Annotated in this window: 21 protein-coding genes; 3 read left to right on the top strand and 18 right to left on the bottom strand. The window is 68.1% G+C overall.

Translation table 11 applies throughout. The annotated features are described in order from the left end of the window. Positions 1-73: 73 nt before the first annotated feature. From BLT71_RS08240 to tdh, 6 genes are all read right to left on the bottom strand, one after another. Positions 74-856, bottom strand: coding sequence for a CPBP family intramembrane glutamic endopeptidase (locus tag BLT71_RS08240; RefSeq protein ID WP_091719164.1), 783 nt, complete (start codon positions 854-856; stop codon positions 74-76). A gap of 50 nt (positions 857-906) precedes the next feature. Continuing rightward, on the bottom strand, positions 907-1,698 hold the full coding sequence (locus BLT71_RS08235) for a DeoR/GlpR family DNA-binding transcription regulator (protein ID WP_091719162.1): 792 nt from the start codon (positions 1,696-1,698) through the stop codon (positions 907-909). Between the two features lie 105 nt (positions 1,699-1,803). Then, entirely contained in the window at positions 1,804-3,015 is a 1,212-nt protein-coding gene (locus tag BLT71_RS08230; protein ID WP_091719161.1) for an amidohydrolase family protein, read from the bottom strand. An 11-nt stretch (positions 3,016-3,026) separates the two neighbouring features. After that, on the bottom strand, positions 3,027-4,136 hold the full coding sequence (locus tag BLT71_RS08225) for an NAD(P)/FAD-dependent oxidoreductase (protein ID WP_091719159.1): 1,110 nt from the start codon (positions 4,134-4,136) through the stop codon (positions 3,027-3,029). A 54-nt stretch (positions 4,137-4,190) separates the two neighbouring features. Continuing rightward, positions 4,191-5,387, bottom strand: a complete 1,197-nt coding sequence (locus BLT71_RS08220; RefSeq protein ID WP_091719157.1) for a glycine C-acetyltransferase — start codon at positions 5,385-5,387, stop codon at positions 4,191-4,193. Between the two features lie 8 nt (positions 5,388-5,395). Further along, complete coding sequence (gene tdh, locus BLT71_RS08215) at positions 5,396-6,442, bottom strand: L-threonine 3-dehydrogenase (RefSeq protein ID WP_091719155.1); 1,047 nt, start codon at positions 6,440-6,442, stop codon at positions 5,396-5,398. A gap of 132 nt (positions 6,443-6,574) precedes the next feature. Here tdh and BLT71_RS08210 point away from each other — a divergent pair, with 132 nt between their 5' ends. After that, a complete protein-coding gene (locus tag BLT71_RS08210) occupies positions 6,575-7,486 on the top strand; it encodes a LysR family transcriptional regulator (protein ID WP_091719153.1) in 912 nt (303 codons plus the stop codon). A gap of 18 nt (positions 7,487-7,504) precedes the next feature. Here BLT71_RS08210 and BLT71_RS08205 read toward each other — a convergent pair whose 3' ends face one another. From BLT71_RS08205 to BLT71_RS08185, 5 genes are all read right to left on the bottom strand, one after another. Then, positions 7,505-8,104, bottom strand: a complete 600-nt coding sequence (locus BLT71_RS08205; RefSeq protein ID WP_091723903.1) for a DUF5666 domain-containing protein — start codon at positions 8,102-8,104, stop codon at positions 7,505-7,507. A gap of 194 nt (positions 8,105-8,298) precedes the next feature. Beyond that, a complete protein-coding gene (gene gatB, locus BLT71_RS08200) occupies positions 8,299-9,807 on the bottom strand; it encodes an Asp-tRNA(Asn)/Glu-tRNA(Gln) amidotransferase subunit GatB (RefSeq protein WP_091719151.1) in 1,509 nt (502 codons plus the stop codon). Then, positions 9,807-11,381: an Asp-tRNA(Asn)/Glu-tRNA(Gln) amidotransferase subunit GatA gene (gatA, locus tag BLT71_RS08195; RefSeq protein WP_091719149.1), complete on the bottom strand. Its 1,575-nt coding sequence runs from the start codon at positions 11,379-11,381 to the stop codon at positions 9,807-9,809. Before gatA ends, gatB begins: the two co-directional genes overlap by 1 nt. 3 nt (positions 11,382-11,384) lie before the next feature. Continuing rightward, the gene (gene gatC / locus BLT71_RS08190; protein WP_091719147.1) at positions 11,385-11,681 is read right to left on the bottom strand and encodes an Asp-tRNA(Asn)/Glu-tRNA(Gln) amidotransferase subunit GatC; all 297 of its coding nucleotides are present in this window, start codon (positions 11,679-11,681) and stop codon (positions 11,385-11,387) included. Between the two features lie 148 nt (positions 11,682-11,829). Beyond that, on the bottom strand, positions 11,830-13,308 hold the full coding sequence (locus tag BLT71_RS08185) for a CitMHS family transporter (protein WP_091719145.1): 1,479 nt from the start codon (positions 13,306-13,308) through the stop codon (positions 11,830-11,832). Between the two features lie 217 nt (positions 13,309-13,525). Between BLT71_RS08185 and BLT71_RS08180 the strand changes: the two genes are divergently transcribed. Together BLT71_RS08180 and BLT71_RS08175 are read left to right on the top strand one after the other, a co-directional pair. Next, entirely contained in the window at positions 13,526-15,253 is a 1,728-nt protein-coding gene (locus tag BLT71_RS08180; protein ID WP_172829937.1) for a sensor histidine kinase, read from the top strand. Next, complete coding sequence (locus BLT71_RS08175) at positions 15,246-15,908, top strand: response regulator (RefSeq protein ID WP_015936559.1); 663 nt, start codon at positions 15,246-15,248, stop codon at positions 15,906-15,908. The genes BLT71_RS08180 and BLT71_RS08175 overlap by 8 nt, the downstream gene beginning before the upstream one ends. A gap of 24 nt (positions 15,909-15,932) precedes the next feature. Here the strand turns inward: BLT71_RS08175 and BLT71_RS08170 are convergent, their stop codons facing one another. The 7 genes from BLT71_RS08170 to BLT71_RS08140 all read right to left on the bottom strand — a co-directional run bounded on the left by BLT71_RS08170 (position 15,933) and on the right by BLT71_RS08140 (position 26,042). After that, a complete protein-coding gene (locus BLT71_RS08170) occupies positions 15,933-16,313 on the bottom strand; it encodes a RidA family protein (RefSeq protein WP_045730939.1) in 381 nt (126 codons plus the stop codon). Between the two features lie 49 nt (positions 16,314-16,362). After that, complete coding sequence (locus tag BLT71_RS08165; RefSeq protein WP_091719143.1) at positions 16,363-16,866, bottom strand: GNAT family N-acetyltransferase; 504 nt, start codon at positions 16,864-16,866, stop codon at positions 16,363-16,365. 117 nt (positions 16,867-16,983) lie between these two features. Next, positions 16,984-17,793 (bottom strand): inositol monophosphatase family protein, encoded by an 810-nt coding sequence (locus BLT71_RS08160; RefSeq protein ID WP_056083611.1) that lies wholly within the window; start codon positions 17,791-17,793, stop codon positions 16,984-16,986. Further along, on the bottom strand, positions 17,790-20,102 hold the full coding sequence (ligA, locus tag BLT71_RS08155; protein WP_091719140.1) for an NAD-dependent DNA ligase LigA: 2,313 nt from the start codon (positions 20,100-20,102) through the stop codon (positions 17,790-17,792). Before ligA ends, BLT71_RS08160 begins: the two co-directional genes overlap by 4 nt. Before the next feature lie 38 nt (positions 20,103-20,140). Beyond that, positions 20,141-20,776 (bottom strand): hypothetical protein, encoded by a 636-nt coding sequence (locus BLT71_RS08150; RefSeq protein WP_157693443.1) that lies wholly within the window; start codon positions 20,774-20,776, stop codon positions 20,141-20,143. A gap of 119 nt (positions 20,777-20,895) precedes the next feature. Beyond that, positions 20,896-25,341 (bottom strand): FtsK/SpoIIIE domain-containing protein, encoded by a 4,446-nt coding sequence (locus BLT71_RS08145; protein ID WP_091719136.1) that lies wholly within the window; start codon positions 25,339-25,341, stop codon positions 20,896-20,898. Next, a complete protein-coding gene (locus tag BLT71_RS08140; protein WP_015936552.1) occupies positions 25,338-26,042 on the bottom strand; it encodes a hypothetical protein in 705 nt (234 codons plus the stop codon). The genes BLT71_RS08145 and BLT71_RS08140 overlap by 4 nt, the downstream gene beginning before the upstream one ends. Between the last annotated feature and the right edge of the window lie 49 nt (positions 26,043-26,091).

The raw sequence follows: 26,091 nt of genomic DNA, 5'->3' as shown, positions 1-26,091 counted from the left end.
GTGACAACGGCGTCACCTGCTGATAGCGGCCGAATCCGTTTCCCGGCGAATCCACTCCCCCGGCGAGACCTGCCTACCCCAGGCCGACGGCCTTGCCGAACAGGCTGAAGCCCACGAACGCCACGATGTCCAGCAGCGCGTGCGCGATGACCAGCGGCATGACGCGTTTGGTCCGGGTGTAGATCCAGGCGAAGACAATGCCCATTACCACGTTCCCGATGAAGGGACCGAAGCCCTGGTACAGGTGGTAGCTGCCGCGCAGCACCGAACTGACGGCAATCGACAGCGGCACGCTCCACCCGAACTTGCCGAAGCGGTCCATCAGGTAGCCCACCACGATCACTTCCTCCACGATCCCGTGCCGGATAGCGGAGAGGATCAGCACCGGCACGGTCCACCAGTAGGCGTCCAGGGCGCTGGGGATGATGGCGGTGGTGATTCCAAGGGCACGTCCGGCAGCGTAGAGTCCCAGCGACGGGATGCCGATGAGTGCGGCCAGGCCCACCCCCTGGAGCAGGTCCTTGCCCGGACGGGCGAAGGTGAAGCCCAGTTTCGTGAAGGCTGATCCGGACCCCGCTCCAAGGTCCCCGGAGGCCGCCTGCCTGGAGCCCGCCAGGAAGTACAGCACCAGCAGGACCGGGACGAGGGCGAAGAAGATATCCAGGAGCTGATAGGTCAGGTCAAAGTATTCGCGGGTGCTCTGGGACCGGTTGAGCGTCGAGGTTCCCTCGGCCAGCGGTGCCCGGGTCATCTTGTCCAGGAGCTGCACTACCGAGTACACGGCGGACTGGCCGAGGGACAGGCCCAGGACAATCCAGACTTCGAACGCCAGGCGGCGGCGGGAGGGAACCAGCATGTACCCATCTTGCCCGCAGTTTCTGGACCGCGGCTGATGGCCCCGCCGTGTCAGGGCACGGGGGCGACGATGACCTCGGTGCCCTTGGCCTCGAAGGCGGCCTTGTCCCGCGGCGAGATGCCGGCGTCCGTGATCAGGCGGGTGAAGTCATAGCCGTCCATGGTGGCGAAAGCACGCACCCCCACCTTGGAGGAATCGGCAATGACATAGGACACCCGGGCGCGGCTGGCCAGGAGCGCGTTCACCGAGGCTTCCCCCTCCCCCGTGTTGGTGGGGCCCACCTCGGGGTCGATGCCGTTCACGCCGATGAAGGCGATGTCCAGGACCACCTTCTGCATGATGATGTCCGTGTACGGGCCCACCAGCTCGTAGGACCGAGGGTTGAGGATGCCGCCTGTCACCATCACCTTGATATTGGGCCGTACCGCCAGTTGCCCGGCGATGTTGATGGCGTTGGTGACAACGGTCAGCGTTGACTGGTTGGACGGAGCGTTCAGGTCTTCGCGGGTGGCCAGGATCTGGGCCAGTGCCGTGCTGGTGGTGCCGCCGCACAGGCCGATGACGGCGCCGGGTCGGATCAGGGCAGACGCGGCCCGGGCAATCTGCTCCTTCGCCTCGGCATGGTCGTCCCGGTTGTAGCGGCCGGGCAGGTCGTAGGCGAGGGCGCCGGTGGTGGCGCCGCCGCGGGTGCGGGTCAGCAGCCGCCGCTTGGCAAGGCTGTCCAGGTCGCGGCGTGCAGTGGCGGGCGAAACCCCGAGGGTGTTGACGATCTCATCCACTTCCACCTGGCCGGTCCTGGCAAGCAAGTCGAGGATGGCGGTCAGGCGGTCAGTGCGGGTCATGCGGGGCCTCTCGGTACAACGGCCACCGCTCCGGATGACGTTTCATGATCATAACAGACCCTAAATAATCATCTAACGTCAAAATGCGGTGGATGCTTCCGCTGTTTAACGTTGCCGGACACCGGCCCGCCACACAGCGTACGTCAACGGCATGCCCGGGCGGTAAGCGAGATGGGTCGCGGAGGGGGCGTTCAGCAGGTGCAGGTCGGCACGGTGTCCGACGGCGATGGAACCGACGGCGCGTTGGCCGTCGGCATCGGTGCCGCGATCCTTGTGCAGCGCCAGCGCGCCGCCATAGGTGGCGGCGCGCACAGCCTCGTGCACGCTGAGCCGCATCTGCAGCACGGCCGTGGCCACGCAGTAGGCCATGGAACTGGTGTAGGAGGTGCCCGGATTGCAGTTGGAGGCGAGGGCCACCTGGATGCCGGCATCCATCAGGGCACGGGCCGGGGCCAGCGGTTGACGGGTGGACAGGTCGCACGCCGGCAGGCAGGTGGCCACAGTCCCGCGCGTCCCAGACCCGGTGGCCGGGTCCCAGCCGGTCCAGGTTCCGGCCAGGGCGTCGATGTCGGCGCCCGCGAGGTAGTTGACGTGGTCCACGCTGGCGGCACCCATTTCAACGGCCAGCCGAACGCCCGGGCCCTCGCCCAGCTGGTTGCCGTGCACCCGCAGCCCCAGCCCGGCATCCCTGCAGGCCTGCAGGACGCGGCGGGACTGGTCCTCGGTGAAGGCGCCTTTCTCGCAGAACACGTCCGCCCACTGCACATACGGCCGGACCGCCGAGAGCATCGGCCCGCACACCAGGTCTGTATACGCGTCAGCGTCCTGGCCGGCGGGAACCAGGTGGGCACCCAGGTACGTGGCCTGGTCCGCGGCGGTGGAGGCAATCCGGGCGCTGCGCGCCTCCTGCTCCACGTCAAGGCCGTAGCCGGTCTTGGTCTCCAGGTAGGTGGTGCCCTGCGAGACGGCCTCGGCCACCCTGCCCAGGGCAAGCCGCGTGAGATCGAAATCGGAGGTGGCCCGGGTGGCGCCGACGGTCACCGCGATCCCGCCGGCCGAATACGATTCCCCGGCCATCCGTGCCTCGAACTCCGCCGTCCGGTCCCCCGCGAACAACAGGTGCGTGTGGGAGTCCACCCAGCCGGGCAGCAGGGCGCGCCGCCCCGCATCGACGGCGTCGTCAGCAGCGGGTGCACTGGCCGCCGGCCCAATCCAGGAGATGCGTTCGCCCTCGACCACCACCGCGGCATCCTTCAGGACCCGGTGCTCCAGGTCCTGGGTCATCAGCTCGGCGATGTTGGTGATCAGGATGCTCATGCCTATATTCTTCAGCGCCGGATGGACCAGCGTGTGGCTGCGAGCGCCTGCGCTGTCCGGGATTCCGGACCCGGGCCTGCCGGGTTGCCCGTTGTGCTGCCCAGGATCTGCTTCGCGGCCAGTTCAGCAATGGCGGCCGACGTCTGGAAGCCGTAACCGCCCTGCCCTGCCAGCCAGTAGAAGCCGGGCGCCTCGGCGTCGAATCCTGCTACGGGAACACCGTCGGCCGCCTCGGTACGCAGCCCCGTCCAGGCCTTGCGGATGCCGGAGATACCCAGCGTGGTCACCGCATTCAGCCGGCCCACCAGCCGCTCCACGTCCCCTGGCCGGGGCCGGGCATCCTCAGGCCCGCTGGGCACGTGTTCCGACGGGGAGATCAGCACGCCGTCGCCTTCGCGCCGGAAGTAGAAGGAATTGTCCGCTGCCGCCACCATGGGGCTGCCCTCCGGGAGGGGGCGTTCGACGGCGGCAATCGCGGCGGTGCGCCGGTACGGCTGGAGACCCAGCTTCTCCACGCCGCTGATAACGGCGAGTTCGTCGGCCCAGGCTCCCGCCGCGTTCACCAGGACCCCGGCTTCGAACCCCTCGGCGCCGGCACCCACCTGCCAGCCCGAACCGAGGTGCTGGGCGGAATGCACCCTGGCTCCGGTGATGATGTCCGCGCCGGCCTCCACGGCCCGCCGGCGGTGGTCCTCCAGCAGCAGGGGCGCGTTGCTGCCGAAGGATCCGTTATCCAGCCCGGCGGCGGCAAAGGATCCGGGGACCAGCGCCGGGCACAGCTGCAGCGCTTCGGCGTGGGTGATGGGCCGCATGGAGCCGCTGGCCTCCGCGTTCACCTCTTCCTCAGTGCCGATGAGCATGAAGCTGCGCGGGGTCAGGACGGGCTCGGGGAGTTCGGCATCGCGGGCGGCCATCAGCTCCAGGGTCCGGGCGGTCAGCTCCTGAACCACCGGCGGACCGTAGCTGGGGATGAGCTGGCGGGCGGAGCGGGAGGACGTGTGGTACGCCAGTTCCTGCTCCGCCTCCACCAGGGCCACGGTACAGTTCCCTGCCAGCGCCGAAGCGAGGGATAGGCCCGCAATGCCGCCGCCGACAATCAGGACATCGTAATGAGCTGCCATGCCATCATCCTTGCAGAGATATCCCCGTCCGGTACCCGGAAGATTCAGAGGCCCTTAGGCGGCTGTTTCCGCGCGGCTGGCGACGAACGCACCGACGCACGTTTCGACGTCGTCCGCTGAATGTGCGGCCGAGAGCTGAACCCTGATCCGCGCGGCGCCGCGCGGCACCACGGGGAAGCTGAAGGCGGTGACGAAGACGCCGTGCTGCAGCATCCGGTCGGCCACCTTGGCGGCCAGGACGGCATCGCCGAACATGACCGGGACAATGGCGTGCTCGCCCGGCAGGAGGTCGAAGCCTTCCTCGGTCATCCGGCGGCGGAAGAGCGCTGCGTTCTCGAAGAGCCTGCTCCGGAGGTCCGCCGAGTTCTCCACCAGGTCCAGCGCCTTGATGGTGGCGGCCACGATGGCCGGCGCCAGGGAGTTGGAGAAGAGGTAGGGGCGGGCCTTCTGCCGAAGCATCGCCACGATTTCGGAGCGGCCGGATACGTAGCCGCCGGAGGCCCCGCCCAGTGCCTTGCCGAACGTACCGGTGTAGATGTCCACCCGGTGGGAAACGCCGGCGTGCTCAGGCGTACCGGCCCCGGTCGATCCCATGAAGCCCACGGCATGGGAATCGTCCACCATCACCAGGGCGTCGTACTTTTCGGCGAGGTCGCAGATGGCTTCGAGCGGGGCGAGGAAGCCGTCCATGGAGAACACACCATCGGTGACGATGATGCGGCGGCGGGCGTCGGAGGCCTCCTGCAGCCGCGCCTCGAGTTCGGCCATGTTCTGGTTGGCGTACCGGTAACGGCGGGCCTTGCAGAGGCGGATGCCGTCGATGATGGACGCGTGGTTAAGGGCGTCGGAGATGATGGCGTCCTCGGGGCCGAAGAGCGATTCGAACACCCCGCCGTTGGCGTCGAAGCAGCTGGAGAACAGGATGGTGTCCTCGGTGCCCAGGAACCGCGAGACGCGGGATTCGAGCTCCAGGTGCAGGTCCTGGGTGCCGCAGATGAAGCGCACGCTGGCCATGCCGAAGCCGCGTTCATCCATGGCGTTCTTGGCGGCGCCGATGATGTCCGGGTGGTCCGCCAGGCCGAGGTAGTTGTTGGCGCAGAAGTTCAGGACGTCCGCGCCGGGCGCGCCGATCCTGCCTGCGGTGATGTGGCTGGACTGGGGCGAGCTGATGCTGCGCTCGTTCTTGAAGAGCCCGGCCGTGCGGATGTCTTCCAGTTCGTCGCGGAGCTGGTCCTTGATGGAGGTGTACATGGGGTTCCTTAGAGTCGGGTCCAGTCGAGGACAACTTTGCCGCCGCTGCCGCTGCGGGCGATCTCGAAGCCCTTCTCCCAGTCTGTAGCAGGGAGGGTGTCCGTGACCACGGCGGAGATGCCCGCGTGCAGGGCGGGGTTGGAGGACAGCATGGCGCTCATGGCGTACCAGGTTTCGTACATCTCGCGGCCGTAGATGCCCTTGAGCGTGAGCATGTGGGTGACCACCTTGCCCCAGTCGATGGTGATGTCCTGGCTGGGCAGGCCCAGCATGGCGATCCGGCCGCCGTGGTTCATGTTGTCGATCATTTCGGGCAGGGCCGAAGGGTGGCCGGACATTTCCATGCCGATGTCGAATCCCTCGCGCATTCCCAGTTCGCGCTGGGCATCCCGGACGCGGGTGGCGGAGACGTCGATGGTGAGGTCCGCGCCCAGCCTGGCGGCCAGTTCCAGGCGGGGCCTGGAGACGTCGGTGATGGCAATCTTGCGGGCTCCGGCGTGGCGGGCGACGGCGATGGCCATCAGCCCGATGGGCCCGGCACCGGTGATGAGGACGTCCTCGCCCACCAGTGGGAAGCTCAGTGCGGTGTGCACGGCGTTGCCGAAGGGGTCGAAGATGGCGCCAAGTTCGGGGGTGACTGAAGGATCGTGGTGGACCCAGACGTTGGTCTCGGGAATGACGACGTACTCAGCGAACGCACCGTCCCGCTGCACGCCGACGCTCACGGTGTGGATGCACATCTGGCGGCGGCCGGCCCGGCAGTTGCGGCAGATGCCGCAGACGATGTGCCCCTCGCCGGAGACCCTGTCCCCCACCCTGACATCGCGGACGTCGGCGCCCACCTCCACCACTTCACCGTAGAACTCGTGCCCGGCGATGAGCGGGGCTTCGATCATGCCCTGCGCCCAGGCGTCCCAGGACTGGATGTGGAGATCGGTCCCGCAGATTCCCGTGGTCATCACCCGGATCTTCACATCGGCCGGGCCTGCTTCGGGTTCCGGGCGGTCAACCAATTCGAAGCCGGCCTGCGGACCCGCCTTGTACAGAGCCTTCATCGGCTTCCTCGCTTCTTCGTCACGTGCTCGGCAGGAACCTGCCTTCCCCCATTACAGCCCCGGCAACGCTTTAGCACAACGGGAATTTTCTCAATCGACGATGTAGTAACCGCTAATGCGTAGACTTGTCTGATGGAGATCCACCAGCTTGAAATCCTGCGCGAACTCGGAGCCCTCGGCAGCGTCAAGGCGGTAGCCGACACCCTCATGGTCACCCCTTCCGCTGTCTCCCAGCAATTGGCACTCCTGCAGCGTTCCGTGGAAGTTCCGCTCACGCGCAAGGAGGGGCGGAACCTGGTGCTGACGGACGCGGGCCAGGTGCTCGCGGACGCCGGGGCCGCCGTCGTCAGTGCCATGGCGGACGCCCGGGCAGCCATCGGCAGCTACCACGGCTCGAGCGGCGGACGCGTCACCGTCAGCGGCTTCCACAGCGCCGGCCAGGCCGTGTTCGCCACCCTGGCCCGGATCCTGGAGGGCCCGGGCCAGCCCCAGCTCGAACTGTCCGACGAGGACGTGGCGCAGCAGGACTTTCCCGCGCTCACCGCCCGGTATGACCTGGTGCTGGCCCACCGGATGGACCACAGCCCGGGATGGCCCACGGAGCGGGTGACGGTGGTGCCGTTGCTGCACGAACCCCTGGACGTGGCCCTGCCCGCGGCGCATCCGCTCGCTGACAAGGCGGCGGTCACAGCGGACGACGTCGGAGGCGAGGCCTGGGTGACCAGCCACGCCGGGTACTCCCCCTCCGATGTCCTGTCCGCCGTCGCGGCCGTGTCCAGCCGGGAACCGACCATTGTGCACCGCATCAACGACTACTCCACCGTCGCCGCATTGGTGGCTGCCGGCGGCGTGATCGGGCTGCTCCCCCGGTACACCGCCGGCCCCGTCCTGCACCCGGACATCGTGCTGCGGCCGCTGAAGGGAATCAGCACCCGGCGGCGGATCGATCTGCTTGCGCGCCCGGAAAACCTGAAGCGGCGATCGGTGATGACGGTCTGCGAGGCGCTGCAGGACATCATGGCGGGGCTGGTGAAGCAGGGCTGACAGGTGCAGGGGCGCGGATCAGGCGCCGGAGCCCGATGGGTTTCCCTGGCCCTGCCCATGCCCCTTGCCGTGTCCGTTCCCATTTCCGCCGTGCCCGTGTCCATGGCCGCGGCCCAGGCCCGGACCCGGACCCGGGCGGTCTCCGCCGCCCTCGGCGATCCGCTGGGCGGTTGCGGTGTCGCCGTCCCTGACGCCCGCAACCCGGACCACGTCACCGGTGGCGATGTCCGCGATGGTGCCGTTCTTGGTGACCTTCGTGTCCGCGTTGACCGTGTAGGCCTGGGTGAAGCCGTCCTCACTCTTAACGGTGATCGACGTGCTGCTGACGGCCTCCACCGTTCCGCGCTGCTCAATGACGGTCTGGAAGGTTCCGTCCACCTTTTTCACGACGCTCTCGCCGTGCTGGAACTGTGACCGCCCTGATTTGTCGGGCCTTGCCTGCTTGCCGTCGCCGCCGGGCGCGGAAGGAGAAGCGGGCATGGAAGGCGACGCGGACTGGGCGGGCGCGGGCGTGGGGGAATCTGCTGACCATGCCAGCGCGGCGCCGGCTCCGGTCAGCGAAAGGGCAACGGCCCCCGCCAGGAGTGCCTTCCGTGTCTTCAAGGTCTTCGGTCCCATGTCCGCCACTTCCTTCACCCGGCCTGCCGCCCGGCAGGCCCCGACGGATCCAGTGTAGGACCGTGCGGCGACAGTGGATACGGGTATTTTCCAGCCGCCCCCGAGTGGGTCCTTAAAGCCCAACTGGGTCGCAGTAGATGTCGTTTTGAGGGCTCAAAACGACAATAACTGCGACCCAGTTGGGGGTGACGCTACTACGCGGTGACGCCCAGTTTCTCCAGGATGAGCTCGCGGACGCGGCCCGCGTCGGCCTGGCCACGGGTGGCCTTCATGACGCCGCCAACGATCGCGCCGATGGCCTGGACCTTGCCGCCGCGGATCTTGTCCGCGACGTCCGGCTGCGCGGCGAGGGCTGCATCGATGGCTTCCAGCAGGGGTCCGTCGTCGGAGACAACGGCCAGGCCGCGCGCTTCGACAATCTCCGCCGGGGTGCCTTCCCCGGCGAGGACGCCGTCCAGCACCTGGGCTGCCATCTTGTTGTTGATCTTGCCGGCTTCCACCATCTGCGCGAGTTCCACGATGGTGGCGGGCTGGACGCCCAGCTGGCCGGGGTCGACGTCGGCTGCCTTGGCGCGGCCCACGATCTCGCCCATCCACCACTTGCGGGCCACGGAGGCGCTCGCACCGGCGGCGATGGTTTCCTCGATCTCGTCCAGGACCCCGGCGTTCACCACGTCGCGGAATTCGAGGTCAGAGTAGCCCCAGTCGGCCTGCAGGCGCTTGCGGCGCTCCGCCGGCGGCTCGGGGAGGGTGGCACGGAGCTCTTCGACCCATTCACGGGACGCCACCACGGGGACCAGGTCCGGTTCCGGAAAGTAGCGGTAGTCGTCGGCGTCTGACTTGGGCCGGCCTGACGTGGTGGTGCGGGTGTCCTCGTGCCAGTGCCGGGTTTCCTGGACCACCGGGTTGCCGGCGTCCAGGACGGCGGCGTGGCGCTGGATCTCGTAGCGGACGGCGTGTTCGACGGCGCGCAGCGAGTTCACGTTTTTGGTCTCGGACCGGATGCCGAACCGTTCGCGGCCGTGCGGGCGGAGCGAGACGTTGGCGTCGCAGCGGACGTTGCCGCGTTCCATCCGGGCATCGGAGACACCGAGGTTCTTGACGATCTCGCGGACCGCTGCCACATAGGCTTTGGCCAGTTCCGGTGCGCGGGACCCGGCCCCTTCGATGGGCTTGGTGACGATTTCCACCAACGGCACGCCGGAGCGGTTGTAGTCCACCAGGGAAAAGTCGGCGCCCTGGATCCGGCCGGCGGCGCCGCCCATGTGGGTCAGCTTTCCGGCGTCCTCTTCCATGTGGGCGCGCTCGATCTCCACACGGAATACAGTGCCGTCGGCCAGTTCGATGTCCAGGTAGCCGTCGTAGGCAATGGGGTCTTCGTACTGGGACGTTTGGAAGTTCTTGGGGGTGTCCGGGTAGAAGTACTGCTTCCGGGCAAACGTGCAGGACTCGGCGATCTTGCAGTTCAGCGCCAGGCCGATCTTGATGGAGGACTCGATGGCCGTCCGGTTGACCACCGGCAGCACGCCCGGAAGACCGAGGTCCACCTCGTTGACATTGGTGTTCGGCTCGTCGCCAAACACGTTGGGGGCAGAGGAGAACATCTTGGTTTTGGTGTTGAGCTCCACATGGACCTCAAACCCCAGGACGGGATCGTACTTCTCCATGGCTTCTTCGAAGCTCAGGATGGTGTCGGTGCTCATTATTTAGCCTCCTGGGTTTCGAGGGTGCCGGACGTGGCGAGTTCGGGGGCCTGCGCAAGCAGCGGTCCGCCCCACTTGGCTTCCAGCAGCGATTCCAGCACGGCACCTACGCGGTACAGCCTTGCGTCCTCGCGGGCGGGGGCCAGCAGCTGGATACCGACGGGGAGCCCGTCCTCGTCCGCGAGGCCGCCCGGGAGGGACAGTCCGGGGACTCCGGCCAGGTTGGCGGGAATGGTGGCGACGTCGTTGAGGTACATGGCCAGCGGATCGTCCAGCTTTTCGCCGAGCTTGAACGCCGTGGTGGGCGCCGTGGGGGAAATCAGGACATCCGCCAGCTCAAACGCGGCGTCGAAGTCGCGCTGGACCAGCGTGCGGACCTTCTGCGCCGAACCGTAGTAGGCGTCGTAGTAACCGGCACTCAGGGCGTAGGTGCCCAGAATGATGCGGCGTTTGACCTCGTCGCCGAAGCCGGCGGCGCGGGTAGCGGCCATCACCCGTTCAATGGTGAGCGGCGGATCGGTGGGCAGGACCCGCAAACCGAACCGGACGCCGTCGAACTTGGCCAGGTTGGAGGAGGCCTCGGACGGCATGATCAGGTAGTAGGCACCGAGCGCGTACTGGAAGTTGGGGCAGGAGACCTCGACGATTTCCGCGCCGGCTTCCTTGAGCAGTTCCAGGGATTCGTTGAAGCGGCTTTCGACGCCGGCCTGGTAGCCCTCGCCGTGCAGCTCCTTGATGATGCCGATCCGCAGGCCTTCGACGTTGCCGGTCTTTGCGGCGGCCACGAGGTCGGCCAGCGGCTCGGGCAGCGAGGTGGAGTCGCGGGGATCGTGGCCGCCGATGACCTGGTGCAGGAGTGCGGAGTCCAGCACGGTCCGGGTGACGGGCCCGATCTGGTCCAGCGAGGAGGCCATGGCGATGGCGCCGTAGCGGGAGACGCTGCCGTAGGTGGGCTTGACGCCCACGGTGCCGGTGACGGCGCCGGGCTGGCGGATGGACCCGCCGGTGTCGGTGCCCAGGGCCAGGGGGGCTTCGAACGCGGCGACGGCGGCAGCGGAACCGCCGCCGGAACCGCCGGGGATCCGGTCCAGGTCCCAGGGGTTGCGGGTGGGTCCATAGGCCGAGTGCTCGGTGGAGGACCCCATGGCGAACTCGTCCAGGTTGGTCTTGCCCAGGATGGGCATCTTCGCGGCCCGCAGCCGCTCCACGACGGTGGCGTCGTAGGGGCTGTGCCAGCCTTCGAGGATTTTCGAGCCGGCCGTGGTGGGCTGCCCGATGGTGACGATCAGGTCCTTGACGGCGATGGGAACGCCGGCCAGGTAGTGCAGTGCTTCGGCTTCCGCTCCGCCGGCGGCACGGATGGCGTCAACTTCGGCGGCGACGGCGAGCGCCTCCTCGGCGTTGACGTGCAGGAAGGCGTTGACGCCGCGTTCTCCGCCGTCCACTGTGGCGATCCGGTCCAGGTACGCCTGGGTGGCTTCGACGGCGGTGACCTCGCCGGCGCGGAGCTTCTCGGCAAGGTCGGCTGCGGACAGGCGGATCAGGCCCTCGGCAGCGGTGCTCTGTTCAGTCATGGTTTATGCCTCATCCAGGATTGCCGGGACCTTGAAACGGTTGTCGTCCGAGTCCGGAGCTCCGGACAGCGCTTGCTCGGCGCTGAACGTGTGCCCCACAACGTCCTCGCGGAAGACGTTGGTCAGCGGAATGGGGTGCGAGGTGGCCGGGACGTCGTCTCCGGCGGCTTCGCTGACGGACTTGACCGAATCAACGATGACGGCGAGTTCTCCGGCCATCCTGTCCAGCTCTTCGGCACTCATCTCGATGTGAGCGAGCCGCGCGAGGTGCGCAACATCGTCACGGTTGATCGCAGCCATGGATCTCCCCTGCAAAGTTCGGATTGGTTTCCGATCCATTCTAGTGGGGAAACGCAGATGCCCGTCTGACGGCCCCCAGCGGGCGTCAGACGGGCACCTTTCGCTGCCGTTGGCCGGCCCCGGAGGGCCAGCCGCAGGCAGCAACAGACTAACCGATCCCGATGGCTCCGGTCAGCATGCCGATTCCCAGCATGACCAGGGACACCACGGCGGCGCGCCACAGGACCTTCTTGTGGTGGTCGCCGAGGTCCACCTTGGCCAGGGACACCAGCAGCAGGATGGCCGGCACCAGCGGGCTCTGCATGTGGAAGGGCTGGCCGGTGATGGAGGCCCGGGCCATTTCGGCGGCGCCGATGCCGTAGTGCGCGGCGGTCTCGCTCAGGACCGGCAGGACGCCGAAGTAGAAGGCGTCGTTGCTCATGAAGAACGTCATGGGGATGCTGAGCAGGCCGGTGATGACTGCCATGAGCGGGCCCATGCTGGACGGGATGATCTGCACCAGCCAGGCGGACATGGCTTCCACCATGCCGGTGCCGGTGAGCACGCCGGTGAGGACGGACGCTGCCATGACCATGCTGACCACGGCCACGATCGAGGAGGAGTGTGCCACGAGCTGGGCGCCCTGGTCCTTGACCTTGGGGAAGTTGACCAGCAGCGCAATGGCGGAGCCCACCATGAAGACGTAGGGCAGCGGCACGAGGTCGGCGATGAGCATGGCCATGACGGCCACGGTCAGGCCCAGGTTGAACCAGAACAGCTTGGGGCGCAGCGTGCTGCGGTTGGGGTCCAGTGCAGTGTCTGCCATGGCGGCGTCGTGGTCGTCCACGAGCGTCTCGGTGCGTTCGAGCACTGCCACGGAACCGCCGTCGACTGAAGCGCCTGCGGGGGCTGCCCCGCCGGGGGTGTTGCCCTTGCGTCCACGGCCTGCGCCGGAACCGGCGGCCGGGCCGGCGGGAGCGCCGCCGTCGAACTCTGCTGCGGTATCGGGTACGCCCCAGATTTCGGGCTGGGTGCTGCGGAGGCGGTTGCGTTCCTGCAGGCCGAGGATCCAGGCGAAGACGAGGACCACAACGATGCCGCCGATGAGCGACGGGATCATGGGCACGAAGACATCGTTGACGTCGATCTTCAGTGCGGTGGCTGCGCGGGCCGTGGGACCGCCCCACGGGACGATGTTCATGGTGCCGTTGGCGAGGCCGGCGACGCAGGTGAGGACCACGGGGCTCATCTTCAGGCGCAGGTAGATCGGCAGCATGGCCGCGGTGGTGAGGATGAAGGTGGTGGAGCCGTCACCGTCCAGGGAGACAGCGGCGGCCAGCAGGGCGGTGCCCAGGACAACCTTGGCGGGGTCGTTGCCCAGCTTGCGGAGGATGAACTTCACCAGCGGGTCGAACAGTCCGACGTCGATCATCAGGCCGAAGTAGATGATGGCGAACATCAGCAGGGCCGCGGTGGACGTCATGGACTTCATCGAGTCCAGGACCATGTCCCCGATGCCGAGGCCGGCACCTGCGAAAAGGCCAAAAGCGGTGGGGACGATGATCAGCGCCAGCACTGGCGTCAACTTCTTCGTCATGATCAGCACCATGAACACCGCGATCATGGCGAATCCAAGTATTACCAGCACAGCCGGCTCCTTCTTGTGAACGGCACCACAGCGTTGTGATGCGTGCTACAGACTGTAGGGTGGCGGACGTCACGGCCGTGCCTTTGGCTCAATTGATTGGCATACTGCTTATTGGGAGCATTTTGCTCATTGTGCTCACGCGGTATCCATACTGAAGATCCCGCGTAGGAGACGCCGTAGTTGAAGGCCGCCAGGCCCGTGCCAGTCAAGGAGGATCATGCAGCGCTCCGTGCCGCGCACCCCGCTGCGGTTCTCTACCCAGACCCTCCTGTTGCAGCTGGGCGTAGTGCTTTTGGTGGTTCTGCTCAGCGCCGCGGTCCACACCTGGCTCACTTATGACCGGGTGGGCAGCGAAGCGGAAAACCAGGCCCTGACGCTGGCACGCACGGTGGCCTCGGATCCCGAGGTGCGCGCCTATGTGCTGGCCATCAGCGGTGAAGAGGGCACTCCCCCGGCGTCTGAGCTGGCGTCCGGTCCCCTGCAGGTTTCCGCCGAAGCGGCGCGCACCCGCACCGGGGCACTGTTCGTGGTGATCACCGACGAAGAGGGCATCCGCCTGGCCCACCCGGATCCCCAGCGGCTCGGCGAAAAGGTCAGCACCGATCCGTCCGAGGCGCTGGCCGGTCAGGAAGTCACCACCCGGAACACCGGAACGCTGGGGGCATCGGCGGGAGCGAAGGTCCCGGTCTATGCCGCGGACAACTCGACTGTGGTGGGCGAGATCAGCGTCGGCTACTCGATGGAAACGGTGGGCCAGAGCGTCGCCCGGGACATCGGCCCCGTGGCGCTGACCGCCGCCGGCGCCCTGCTGGCCGGCATCCTGGGCTCGTTCCTGCTGCGCCGCCGGCTGCAGCGGCTCACGCTGGGGCTGGAACCGGAGGAGATCAGCACGCTGGTCCACGACCAGGTGGCCGTGCTCCAGGGCGTGGACGACGGTGTCATTGGCGTCTCCGCAGACGGCCGGGTGAGCGTGTTCAACGCCGCGGCGCAGCGCATGCTCGGGCTGCCGGACCTGGCCGGCACACGCTGGGAGGATGCCCCGGTGCCGGACCAGTTGACCTCCCTGACCAGCCCGGACCGGCCAGCCGCCGATGCCGTGGAGCTGGTGGCCGGCGGGCGGGTGCTGGTGGCCAATGCCCGCAAGGCCCTGCACGGGCGCGAGGACCTGGGATGGGTGGTGATGCTTAGGGACCGCACCGAACTCCAGGAACTCACCCGGCAGCTGGACGCCGTGGGCACCATGTCCACCGCGCTCCGCGCCCAGCGCCACGAATTCGCCAACCAGCTCCACACGCTGGCAGGGTTCATGAGCATCGGCCAGCACCGGCAGGCACGCGACTACCTCGCCACCCTGGCCGCCACCGGACCGCTGAAGTTCCCCGTGGAGCAGGCCGAGCTGCTCCAGGACCCCTACCTCCAGGCTTTCGTGGGTGCCAAGGGCGTGGAGGCTGACGAACGGGGCGTGTCCCTGCGGATCGGTCCGGAAACCCTGGTCCGGGGCCAGGTGACCGAGGCGCAGGATGTCACCACGGTGCTGGGCAACCTGATCGACAACGCGGTTAACGCGGCCGTGGCCGGTGCTGCAGCGGAGAAATGGGTTGAGCTTGAGGTGCTGGACGAGCCGGGCGACAACGGCGGGACGCTGCACGTCGTGGTCGCCGACTCGGGTGACGGGCTGGCCGAGGGAACGGACACGGAAGCGGTGTTCGCCGAGGGCTTCACCACCGCCACGGGCGCGCTGAACAGAAACAACCGTAACGGCGGCGGGCAGGGCTTCGGACTGGCCCTCGCCCGGCAACTGGCGCGCCGCCGGGGCGGAGACGTCACGGTCCTGGACCGCGGCAGCAGCGGCGGGCCCGGCGCGGTGTTCATGGCCACCCTGCCGCACACCACCGCGGGCACTGCCGCACAGACTTCCGATGAAGGAAAGGACCAGAATGGCTGACGACTTCCGGGTGCTGATCGTGGACGACGACTTCCACGTCGCCAAACTGCACGCCGCCTACGTGGACTCGGTGGCCGGGTTCCTGGCGCTGGCCCCTGTGGGGACGGCGTCACTGGCCTTGCAGGCCATCCACAGCCTCCGGCCGGACCTGGTGCTGCTGGACGTCTACCTGCCGGATGCTTCGGGGCTGGACCTGCTGCAGCAGCTGGACGTGGACACCGTGATGCTCAGCGCCGCGTCAGACACCGCATCCGTCCGGGTGGCCTTCCGCCGCGGCGCCCTTGGTTACCTGCTGAAGCCGTTCACGGCAGATGCGTTGTCGCAGCAGCTCCGGTCCTACGCCAGGTACCGGCGGCTGCTGGCCCAGCCCGGGGCCTTGGACCAGGAGTCCCTGGAACGGGCCAAGAGATCGCTCATCCCGGGCGACGTCACGCCGTCGGCCAAACCGCGCTCCGCCACCGAGGCTGCGGTGCTGGATTCGCTGGAACCGGGCCAGCAGTACTCCGCTGCGGAGGTCGCGGCGCGGGTGGGCGTTTCGCGGGCCACGGCGCAACGGTACCTGTCATCGCTGGCGGACGATGGCGCCGTGGACATCCAGCTCCGGTACGGGACCACCGGCAGGCCGGAGCACCGCTACGGCCTGCCGGTGGCGTGACACCGGTCCGGCAGTCAGGGCAGCTCAGGCGCTTTTCTGGGCCACCAGTTCGATTTCGACCAGCATCTTCGGGTCGAGGAACGGCAGGACGTGCACCAGTGACAGGGTGGGGCGGATCTCGCCGAAGACCTCGCCGTGGGCGCGGCCGGCGTCTTCCCACTGGCTGATGTCCGTCAGGTACAGCTTGGACTGGACCACGTCCTCGTAGCCGAACCCGGCATCGGCGAGGACATCGCCCAGTTTCTGCAGGATGAACTGCGTCTGGGTGTAGAAGTCTTCGCCCACGATCCCGTTTTCGCCGCTTGCCGCGGTGGCCGAGATGTACAGGGTGTTGTCCACCTGGACGGCGCGGGAGTAGCCGAGGGACTGTTCCCAGACGGAACCGGTGCCGTAGGTTTTGCGCATAGCGGGGCCTTTCAACAATGGAATGCGGGTCGGCACCACTGTAGGGCGGCTACAGGTCCAGCCGGTAAACCAGCAGCTTTATGTCGGTTCCGGGCACAAGCCAGTCGCGTTCGGGGACCCGGCGGAAGCCCGTGGTGCGGTAGAGGCCGTGGGCGCTTTCCCAGGTCTGGCCCGTGGTGAGGGCCACTGCGTTGATGCCGGGAAGGGACCGGGCGTGCTCGATGATGGCCTCCACCATGGCCCGGCCGGCGCCGCTGCGCTGCACGGCGGGGTCCACCACCAGCATCCGGAATTCGAGCTCATCCGGCAGGGCGATGTCCGCATACGGCTCGCCCGCCAGCGCCAGGGTTACCGACCCCACCACCGCTCCCCCGCGTTCGGCGACCCAGATGGTAGCCTGGCCGGCGCGGTCCGCGACGTCCTGGACCTTGACCATGTAGGGGTGCGCGGCGTCCTCGAAGTAGCCGGCGGCGAGGTAGGAATCGCGGGTGATGCGGGCAACGGCGTCGTAATCCGGTTCGACGGCGCTGCGGATGGTTATCTGCGGATGCACCCGTCAATGGTAGTGCTGCCGGGCGTGCCGACGGACGGAAACAGCGTTTTCCGTGATTGAACTATCACTCTGCGGATGCCGCCCAGTCCGGGCGTGCCACCGGAACCGGTGCCACGGTCAGAGCGGGAACCTGCCCGAAAGCTCCAGGCCGGCAGCACAGGTCCAGGCGTCCAGCCGTTCCTGGTCTGAAGGGCCGCCGTCCAGCGGACTGGTGAGCCGCGGACGCCGCACCCAGCACCCGGCTTCCTCGGCGATGAGGGCACCGGCCGAGAAGTCGTGCTCGTTCAGGCCCCGTTCCCCGTAGGCGTCGTGCGTCCCGTCGGCCACCATGCAGAGGTCCAGCGCCGCCGAGCCGAGCCGGCGGACGTCGGCGAAGCCGTCAGCCAGTTCGGCGAACTGGGCGGCCTGCTGGGACCGGACCGCGGGGTCGTAGCTGAAGCCCGTGGCCAGGATCTGGCCCGTCCGGCCCGGCACCGGACCGTCCAGCCGGGTGGTCCGGCCGCCTTCCTCCAGCCAGGCGCCGGCGCCGCGGGCAGCGTAGTAGACGCGGCCCAGGGCGGGGGCGTTGACGACGCCGGCCAGCCAGGCGCCGTCGGCATCGGCCACTGCCACGGAGGTGGCGTAGTAGACGATGTTCCGGATGAAGTTGGTGGTGCCGTCCAGCGGGTCGATGGACCAGCGGTAGCCGGTGGGGTTCGCGGGGCGGGTGGTCCCGTGTTCTTCCCCGGTGATGCTGTCACCCGGGCGGGCGGCCGTGATGACCTCCCGCACGGCGTTTTCCGCCGCCAGGTCGAAGGCGGTGACCCAGTCGCCGGCCGCCCCCTTGTTGCTGACGCCCAGTGCTTCGCCGTTCCGTCCGGACAAGACCCGGGCACCGGCCCGGGCCGCTTCCTTCGCGACGTCCAGGAATTCCTCCGGCCCGGTCATGCCTTCTCCTCCACTGCTGCTGCGTTCTCTTCTTCCAACGCGGCGCTCTCCTCCGAGGCGTCGTCGCCGTCGGCTTCCGCGGTGTCCCCCACCGCGGCGGGGCCGCCGTCGAGCAACAGCCGGAACCCGTCCTCGTCCAGCACGCGGATCCCCAGCTGTTCCGCTTTGTCCAGCTTGGTGCCGGCGCTTTCACCGGCCACCACATAACTGGTGTTCTTCGAGACAGACCCGGAGGCCTTGCCGCCGCGGACCAGGATGGCTTCCTTGGCTTCGTCCCGGCTGAAGTTGGGCAGCGAGCCGGTCACCACCACCGTGAGCCCTTCCAGGGTGCGCGGCGTGGACTCGTCGCGCTCATCCTCCATCCGGACACCGGCGGCAGCCCAGCGGTCCACAATCTCGCGGTGCCAGTCCTCGGTGAACCATTCCTTCAGCGCGGCAGCGATGGTGGGTCCCACCCCATCGACGTGGGCCAGGTCCTCCTCGGAGGCTGCCCGGATCCCGTCCATGGTGCCGAAGGCCTGGGCGAGGGCGCGCGAAGCGCGGGGGCCCACGTGCCGGATGGACAGCGCCACCAGCACCCGCCACAGCGGTTGGCTCTTGGCCTTCTCCAGTTCCTTGAACAGCTTCTCCGTGCTGGCGGTGGGCTTCGACGGAGACTTGGCCGTGCCCTTGCTGTAGAAGTAGGGCACCAGCTCGTACTCGCCGGTGGCAACCCCCTTGGACCGCTTCTCGCGCCGGATCTTCACGTCGGCGAGGTCTTCCCGGGTGAGGTCGAACAGTGCGGCCTCCGATGTCAGCGGCGGAACGTCCGGTTCGGTGGGCTGCGTCAGTGCGATCGCCGCTTCCCAGCCCAGCGCCTCGATGTCGAAACCGCCCCGTCCAGCGAGGTGGAAGACCCGCTCGCGAAGCTGGGACGGGCAGGACTTCCCGTTGGGGCAGCGGATGTCCACGTCGCCTTCCTTGGCCGGTGCCAGCGGCGTGCCGCAGGCCGGGCATTCGGTGGGCATGACGAAGTCCCGGACGGGCGGGTCCTGCTGGTCGCGCAGGGCAAGGACTGGCCCGACGATTTCGGGGATGACGTCGCCTGCCTTGCGGAGGACCACGATGTCGCCGATCTTCACGCCCTTGGCCTTGACCACATCCTGGTTGTGCAGGGTGGCCATCTCCACCGTGGAGCCGGCCACCTTGACCGGTTCCATCATGCCGAAGGGGGTCACCCTGCCGGTGCGGCCCACGTTGACCTGGATGTCGAGCAGCTTCGTGTGCACTTCCTCCGGCGGGTATTTGTAGGCCACCGCCCAGCGCGGCACGCGGGTGGTGTAGCCGAGGGCCCGCTGGGTGGCAAAGTGGTCCACCTTGACGACGATGCCGTCGATTTCGTGGAGGAGTTTGTGGCGCTGCTCGCCGTACTTGCTGATGAACCCCAGGACATCGGCGCGGGCCTCCAAAACCTCGAAGTAGGGGCTGACGGGCAGGCCCCATTCCTTGAGCAGGGCGTAGGTTTCGGACTGGCTGCGGGCTTCGAGGCCTTCACGGGCGCCGATGCCGTGGACGAACATCTTCAGCGGCCGTTTGGCGGTTTCGGCCGGGTCCTTCTGCCGGAGCGAGCCTGCCGCGGCGTTCCGGGGGTTGGCCAGCGGCGCCTTGCCGGCTTCGATCAGGGCCTCGTTGAATTCGGCGAACGCCTTGGAGGGGATGAATACCTCGCCGCGGACTTCCACTTCCGACGGGTAGCCTTCACCGCTCAGTTGCTGCGGGATCTCCTTGATGGTGAGCACGTTGTGGGTGATGTCCTCACCCGTGGTGCCGTCACCGCGGGTGGCGGCCCGGACCAGTTTCCCGTCGCGGTAGAGCAGGTTGACGGCGAGTCCGTCGATCTTGAGCTCGGTCAGCCAGGCGGCCCTGGCGGTGCCGTCCCCCAGCTTGGCGATGCTGGCTTCGGCCCGGTTGAGCCAGGCTTCAAGCTCCTCGATCGAGAAGACGTCCTCGAGGCTGTACATCCGCTGCAGGTGTTCGACGGCGGCAAAGGCTGCCGAGGCTTCCCCGCCCACCTCCTGGGTGGGCGAATCATTGGCCACCAGTTCCGGATGCAGCGCCTCGATTTCTTCCAGGCGGCGGAACAGGGTGTCGAACTCAGCATCGGACACCAGGGGCGCGTCGTCCTGGTAGTACGCGAACCGGTACTTCCTGATGAGGTCCGACAGGTTCTCGTATTCCTCCCGGATGGCATCGGACGGGATGCTTTCCCGTCCGTTCTGCGCGGCGGTCCCGGTGGCGGTCTGTTCTGCGGTGCCTTCTCCTGTGCTCACAGACCTATCTTGCCCTACTGCTACGACAGCCAGCCGTGTCAGTGGGTGCGCGGGCGGTTCCTGATCCACCAGGTGAACGCACCACCGCCGGCGCCGACCAGCAGGACGCCCGCGGCCACCACGGGAAGGTCAAGGCCGCCGCGGCCGGACATTTCCGCGCGGGACACGGCTGCGGCCTGGGTTGCCTTGGCGGATGTGGTCACCGGAGTGTTCCAGGCGGAGCCCGACGACGGCGCCGCGCTCGTGGGGGCGGCGCCGCCCGGGCTGGTGGCTGGAACGGACGGGTCCGGCAACGTTTCCGGATTCGTGCCGGCGGTGCCCGGACCACCCGTCGCGGTGGGGCCGCTGGTCGGCGGCGGCGCAGCGGGACCCGTGGATGTAGAGGCAGCCGACGTCGGCAGGACCGGCTGGGGCGCAGGAGTGGTCGGTGTAGGTGAGCCCGGCCGGTCGGCCGGCTTCGTCCTGGAGGGCCGCACGGGCCCGGTGGCCGGGCTGGTGGGTTCCTGGCTGCAGTCGTCCCCGCAGCCGGGCGCGGTGGTGGCGGTCGGCGATCCTGTGGGTTCAGGTGAATCGGCCAGGGCGGCGCCTCCGGCGGGGAGGGTTATCGAGGCGGCCAGGACGGCTGCGGACGCCGTGGCCAGGACAGCGCGGAGCACTGGAGAAGAGGGGGGCATTGGTACCTTTCAGGGTCCGCAGTCCCCCGCTGCGGCTATCTGGTTCCTTTCCAGTCTTCTACAACGCGCCGAAGGGCCGCAAATCCATCGATTGTGCGGCCCTCCCGTGATAAGCCGCTTCAGTCCCGGTTTTCCGGCGGCAGCGCCACTTGGATTTTCCGGGCCTTTCCGCGGCCCACAATGTACCCGCGGCCGGGGATGAATTCGGGGCTGACCCGTCCCAGCGAAGTGTTCAGCAGGCTGTCGCCCTCGATGTCACCGGGGTTGAGCAGCAGGCCCCGGCGGCCGGACTTGAACGGCTGGGCGAGCTGCCAGGCCGAGGACCAGGTGGACGACTCGGACTCGCCAACCACCCACTGATCAGCCTTGATGGAGGCCGTGACCAGCTGCGCCATGCCGGATTCGGCCATGGTGTCGGTGAACTCCGTCAGGCCCTCGATGAAGATAGCGAGCCGTCCCGGGTTGCCGGAGGAATGCTCCACCAGGTCCTCCACCACGTCGGCGAGGTCGTCCGGGCCCACCACCGAGCGGTTCCACAGCGGCAGTGAGGCCACGGCGGAACGGCGGGCACCGATGTAGATCAGTTCCACCTCCGGGTTGGAGCGGCGGAGGGCGTAGGCGAGGGTGACCAATGCCACGGTCCGGCCGGCGCCTGGAGGGCCGCCCACCAGCAGGGGTCCGCGGGCCATGATCTCGGCGGGCTGGAGTGTTTCGTCGTCGACGCCGATGACCGGCAGTTCCGGACTGCCGGCGGGAAGGACGTCCAGGTCCACCTGGTCCGGGAGCCGCTCGATGCCGGGGGCGGTGTCCAGCCCCTGACGGAGCATCGCTTCACTGAGCTTGTGGACTTCGCGCGCCTGCAGCGCCAGGTTGGAGTTCCCGCCCAGCACGGCAAGCTGGACTTCCAGCCCGTCCAGCAGACCGCGCCCCGGCGGAGACGTGGCGCCGAGGACATCCCGGGGAACGTCCATCGAAATGTAATCGTCCTCGGAGGACATGCGCAGCACCAGGCGCCGCTGGATGGAGGCGAGAAGCGATGCCGGGACGGCGTTGGGACGGTCACCGGAGACCACCAGGTGGATTCCGAGGGTGCGGCCGTCGGTGGCCAGCTGGAGGAAGATGTCCCACAGCCCGGACAGGCGGCTGTGTTCGTAGGCTTCGCGGAACGCGGACATGCCGTCCACCAGGACGAAGATCCGCTTTTCGTCCGGCCGGTTGGCCAGCCTGCGGTACTCGACGATGGTGGACGCCCGGACCTCGGCGAAGCGGGCGGAACGCTGTTCGGCGATGTCCCGCAGCAGGCGCAAAAGCCGCCCCACGCGCTCGACGTCATCGCCGTTGATGACCTCACCCACGTGCGGCAGCTCTTCGAGCATCCGCAGGCCTGACGAACCGCAGTCGATGCCGTACACGTGCACGGGGCCGCCGCGGGGCGTCACGGCCGCGGCGATGGCAATACCGCGCAGCGCGGCGGACTTGCCCGAGCCGCCTGTGCCGTAGATGGCCATGTTGCCGTCCCGGTCCGGTTCGTAGAACACGGTGGGCTGGTCCTGGCGGACCGGGTCGTCGGCCACGCCAAGGAGCAGCTGCTCGTCCGTACGGGGGTTGGGCAGCTTGGAGAAATCGTAGGTCTTTGCAAGCTCGTCCAGCCACGGCTTGCGGGGCGGGGCGATGGCAAGGACGTCCGCCGCCCGCACGATGTTGGCGGTCATCCGGGCAATGTCGTTGGGCCCTGCGGGTTCAGCCGCTGCAGGCTTTTCCGGCGCCGGCGCCTCCCAGCTTGAGCCCGAGCCGAAGGCCATCTCCACGATGTCGATCTGCGGCCGCTGCGGTTTCTCCGTGGTCCAGCCGCCGGCGTAGCCGGTCTGGAAACCCTGGATCCGGCCCGGGCCGGTCTTCGCGGCGCCGCGGCCCGGGATACCCGGGTCAAAGTAGGCCGCGTCGGGGACGCCCAGGATATCCGTGGCGTCGTCCTCGTCTGCCATGCGCAGCGCCACGCGCAGGTTGGTGTTGGCGCGAAGGCTGTCCTTGATGACGCCGGCCGGGCGCTGGGTGGCCAGGATAAGGTGCAGGCCCAGCGACCGTCCGCGGGCGGCCACATCCACTACGCCGTCCACGAACTCGGGAACTTCGTTGGCGAGCGCCGCGAATTCGTCCACGATGATGATGAGGTACGGCGGCGCCTCGGGATCGGCTTCGCGCTGCAGTGCCAGCAGGTCCTTCGCCTTTTTCCGATTGAGCAGCTGCTCGCGGTAGTGGAGCTCCGCGCGCAGCGATGTCAGTGCCCGCCGCACCAGGTGCGGTGACAGGTCCGTGACCAGGCCTACGGTGTGCGGCAGGTTGATGCAATCGGCGAACGCAGCACCGCCCTTGTAGTCCACGAAGAGGATGCTGACCCGGTCCGGGCTGTAGGCGGAGGCCATGCCCATCACCCAGGACTGCAGGAACTCGGACTTGCCCGCACCGGTGGTGCCGCCCACCAGGGCGTGCGGCCCTTCGTTCTTCAGGTCCAGGTACAGCGGTTCAATGCCCTTGGACCCCACCAGGGCGCGAAGGGTGCCGTTGTCCTTGCGGTTGGCCACCGCAGAGGAGTGCACGGAGTTGTTCTCAGACCAGCGCTCGGCCACGGCCTGCGGGTTGTCAAGGAAGTCCTTGCCGATCAGCGTGGCGTAGGACACGGCGCGCGGCAGGTCGGAGTCGTCGTTGACGGGCTTGCCCACGTCGACCACCGGCGCGAGCATGCGGGCCAGCTGGCCCGCCAGCTCGGCGTCGACACTTTCGCAGCTCACCGGGTAGGTGTGCCGGCCCAGGCGGACCTGGCCGGTGGTGGTGCCGTGGTCGCCGTCCACCACCATGAAGTCCCGGCAGGCAGCCGGGAGGGCCTGGATGTCGGTGGCCACCCACATGACGTGCACGCCCGAGTCCGGTCCCCGTTCGGCGAGCCGGGTGAGGCGCCCCCGGTCCACCGGCGCGTCGTCTTCCACGATCAGCAGCACCGTGGGCAGCACGGGTGCTTCGAGTTCGTGCTTGGCGGGGTCCATCTCCTGGCGCAGCTCGGGTGCCTGCCGCTTCACCGCGGCCTCCCGCGCGTCGAGCAGGTCTTCAAGCCGAGCCAGCAGCGATGAGCCGCCGGCGGACCCTGCGGCCAGGTGGTCTCCGGTCAGTGGGCTGTGGCCGGAGCCGACGTGCGGCAGCCACTGCAGCCAGTCCCAGCGCTCGCGCGACTGCGCAGAGGTGATGGCCGTGAGGACCACTTCGGCGGGCGAGTGGAGGCCCACCAGCTGCAGGACGATGCCGCGGGCCACGTCGTCCACCAGGCCGCGGGCGCCGGCGATGCCCAGGGACCCGGAGGTGCGCAGCTGCGAGACGATGGGGACGCCTTCGATCTCCCGGAACTGTTTCAGGCAGTCCTGGATTTCCCGGGCGTACTGCACCTCGGTGTCGTTGTTGGACGGTTCTTCGAGCCGGACCCGGGAGGGTGCGGTGCCCAGGCCGAACCGCAGCCCCAGGAACGTCTTGTGTTCGGGGCGGTGCGTCCACAGCAGCGGGCCGAGTTTGTAGATCGCGTCCACGGTGTCGCTGACGGACGGTGCTTCCTGCAGCCGGACGGCACGCTCCACCTTCTGCAGCTCGGTGATGTCCTCGCGGAAGGCAGCCATCGATGCACGGAAGTGCTTGTGGCCTTCCTTCTGCTGCTTCCTGTTGCGCATCTTCTGGTCCACGTAGTGGCCGATGATGAACAGCGGCATCATCATCATGAAGATCACGGACAGCGGGTTGCGGGTGACCGCGAAGATGACTCCGCCCATCATCAGCGGCGCAATCAGCATGATGTAGGGGAAGGGGTGGTCCTCCGGCCGTTTGGGTCCGGACGGGACCACGCGCTTGGGTTCCTCGAACCGCGGAACCACCCGGGGTGAACGGTTGAAGTCCACCAGGGGCGACGTCGGTGCTGCCGCCCGGTTGTGGCCCAGCGGCACCACCGTGACGGTGGTATCGCCCAGGGTGACGGTGTCGGACGAGTTGAGCCGTGCGCGGATCACCGGCAGGCCGTCCATGAGCAGGCCGTTGGCGGAGTTGGTGTCCACGATTTCGACGCCCTCGGCCACCGTGATGCGGGCGTGCCGCTTGGAGGTCAGGGGGTCGGTGAGCCTGATGTCCACGTCCCGGTCCCGGCCGATGTAGCTGGTGCCGGTGGGCAGCGAAAATTCCTTGCCGACGTCGGGCCCGGACAGCACGCGCAGGGTGGCAGCGGCAGGACCGCGTCCGGCGCCGGCCTCATGGAACTGGTCGCTGACCTGGGCCAGCGAAACCACCGAGCCAGGCCTCAGGCCGGACTCCAGGAGGTTGTCTTCGCGGGCCAGGACGTTGCCGCTGATGCCGCCGCCAACGAACGCTTCCTCGATGCGCAGGGACAGGTTCTCCGGTGCGGGGCGTCCCTTCCGGTCCGGGTCCGCAGCCCAAAGGACTGTGGCAATGTCCGCCACCGTGGCCAGGCCGTCCACGGTGACGGCCAGGTCCTTGGTTTCCTCCGGGTCCCGGCGGAGTGTCAGCCGGATCCTCATCCTTCGTCCACGCCCCTCATCTTTTCCAGCAGGTACAGGTCATCGGGGGTTACCAGGTGGGAGGTAACGGCGTGCTCCACCAGGCGGGCACGCCGGTTGGTGGCGAGCTTGCCGCCGCCGCCGCGCAGGCCCACCACGCCCACGCGGTCGAGTTTGTCGCAGACGTTGTCGAGTTTGCGGTTGAACCGGGTCAGCGCCCAGCCAAGGGTCTTCGCGGCGGCAGCGGAAGACGGGATGGCGCTGAAGCCGGTGCCCTCGCGCCGCAGCATGGGCTCCGCCAGTGCCACGATCAGTGCCTTCTGGGAGTCGGTGAACACCACCGGGCCGATGGTGGTGTCGCCGCTGCTGTCACCGTCCCTGGCTTCCTGCCGGAAGGACGGGGTCTTTAGGTGGACGGCGAACTCGTAGGTGGTGGGCCCGGCCGTGAAGATGATGTTGGTGTGGCTGAAGACCAGCGGGATCCGGGCGCCCGGCGCCAGCCAGGCCTGCATCCCGCCGGATGCGTCAGCCACCGTGGCGGACAGCATGCCGCCCACGTTGCTGAGCCACCAGATGCCGTCGTAGCGGGCAACCTGCAGGAACTGCCGGTGCAGGTACGGATTGTCGTCCACCTCAAGATCGCCCTCGCGGCCGATGTTGAAGACGTCCTCATCCGAGGGCTCGTACCATTCACCACAGAAATCTATTGCTAGATCCCCCATATTCTGTGCCTCCTCAAGAGCGAAAGTATTAATGCAGCCGGCGTGCTTG

The sequence above is a fragment of the Pseudarthrobacter equi genome (genome assembly GCF_900105535.1).
Classification (GTDB): Bacteria; Actinomycetota; Actinomycetes; order Actinomycetales; family Micrococcaceae; genus Arthrobacter; species Arthrobacter equi.
Note: the sequence above shows the minus strand (reverse complement) of the source record. Positions and strands in the feature narration are given on the sequence as shown.

Coding starts and splice junctions, on each gene's coding strand:
- BLT71_RS08240 (WP_091719164.1), bottom strand. CDS start 856: ATGCTGGTTCCCTCCCGCCGCCGCCTGGCGTTCGAAGTCTGGATTGTC.
- BLT71_RS08235 (WP_091719162.1), bottom strand. CDS start 1,698: ATGACCCGCACTGACCGCCTGACCGCCATCCTCGACTTGCTTGCCAGG.
- BLT71_RS08230 (WP_091719161.1), bottom strand. CDS start 3,015: ATGAGCATCCTGATCACCAACATCGCCGAGCTGATGACCCAGGACCTG.
- BLT71_RS08225 (WP_091719159.1), bottom strand. CDS start 4,136: ATGGCAGCTCATTACGATGTCCTGATTGTCGGCGGCGGCATTGCGGGC.
- BLT71_RS08220 (WP_091719157.1), bottom strand. CDS start 5,387: ATGTACACCTCCATCAAGGACCAGCTCCGCGACGAACTGGAAGACATC.
- tdh (WP_091719155.1), bottom strand. CDS start 6,442: ATGAAGGCTCTGTACAAGGCGGGTCCGCAGGCCGGCTTCGAATTGGTT.
- BLT71_RS08210 (WP_091719153.1), top strand. CDS start 6,575: ATGGAGATCCACCAGCTTGAAATCCTGCGCGAACTCGGAGCCCTCGGC.
- BLT71_RS08205 (WP_091723903.1), bottom strand. CDS start 8,104: ATGGGACCGAAGACCTTGAAGACACGGAAGGCACTCCTGGCGGGGGCC.
- gatB (WP_091719151.1), bottom strand. CDS start 9,807: ATGAGCACCGACACCATCCTGAGCTTCGAAGAAGCCATGGAGAAGTAC.
- gatA (WP_091719149.1), bottom strand. CDS start 11,381: ATGACTGAACAGAGCACCGCTGCCGAGGGCCTGATCCGCCTGTCCGCA.
- gatC (WP_091719147.1), bottom strand. CDS start 11,681: ATGGCTGCGATCAACCGTGACGATGTTGCGCACCTCGCGCGGCTCGCT.
- BLT71_RS08180 (WP_172829937.1), top strand. CDS start 13,526: ATGCAGCGCTCCGTGCCGCGCACCCCGCTGCGGTTCTCTACCCAGACC.
- BLT71_RS08175 (WP_015936559.1), top strand. CDS start 15,246: ATGGCTGACGACTTCCGGGTGCTGATCGTGGACGACGACTTCCACGTC.
- BLT71_RS08170 (WP_045730939.1), bottom strand. CDS start 16,313: ATGCGCAAAACCTACGGCACCGGTTCCGTCTGGGAACAGTCCCTCGGC.
- BLT71_RS08160 (WP_056083611.1), bottom strand. CDS start 17,793: ATGACCGGGCCGGAGGAATTCCTGGACGTCGCGAAGGAAGCGGCCCGG.
- BLT71_RS08150 (WP_157693443.1), bottom strand. CDS start 20,776: ATGCCCCCCTCTTCTCCAGTGCTCCGCGCTGTCCTGGCCACGGCGTCC.
- BLT71_RS08145 (WP_091719136.1), bottom strand. CDS start 25,341: ATGAGGATCCGGCTGACACTCCGCCGGGACCCGGAGGAAACCAAGGAC.
- BLT71_RS08140 (WP_015936552.1), bottom strand. CDS start 26,042: ATGGGGGATCTAGCAATAGATTTCTGTGGTGAATGGTACGAGCCCTCG.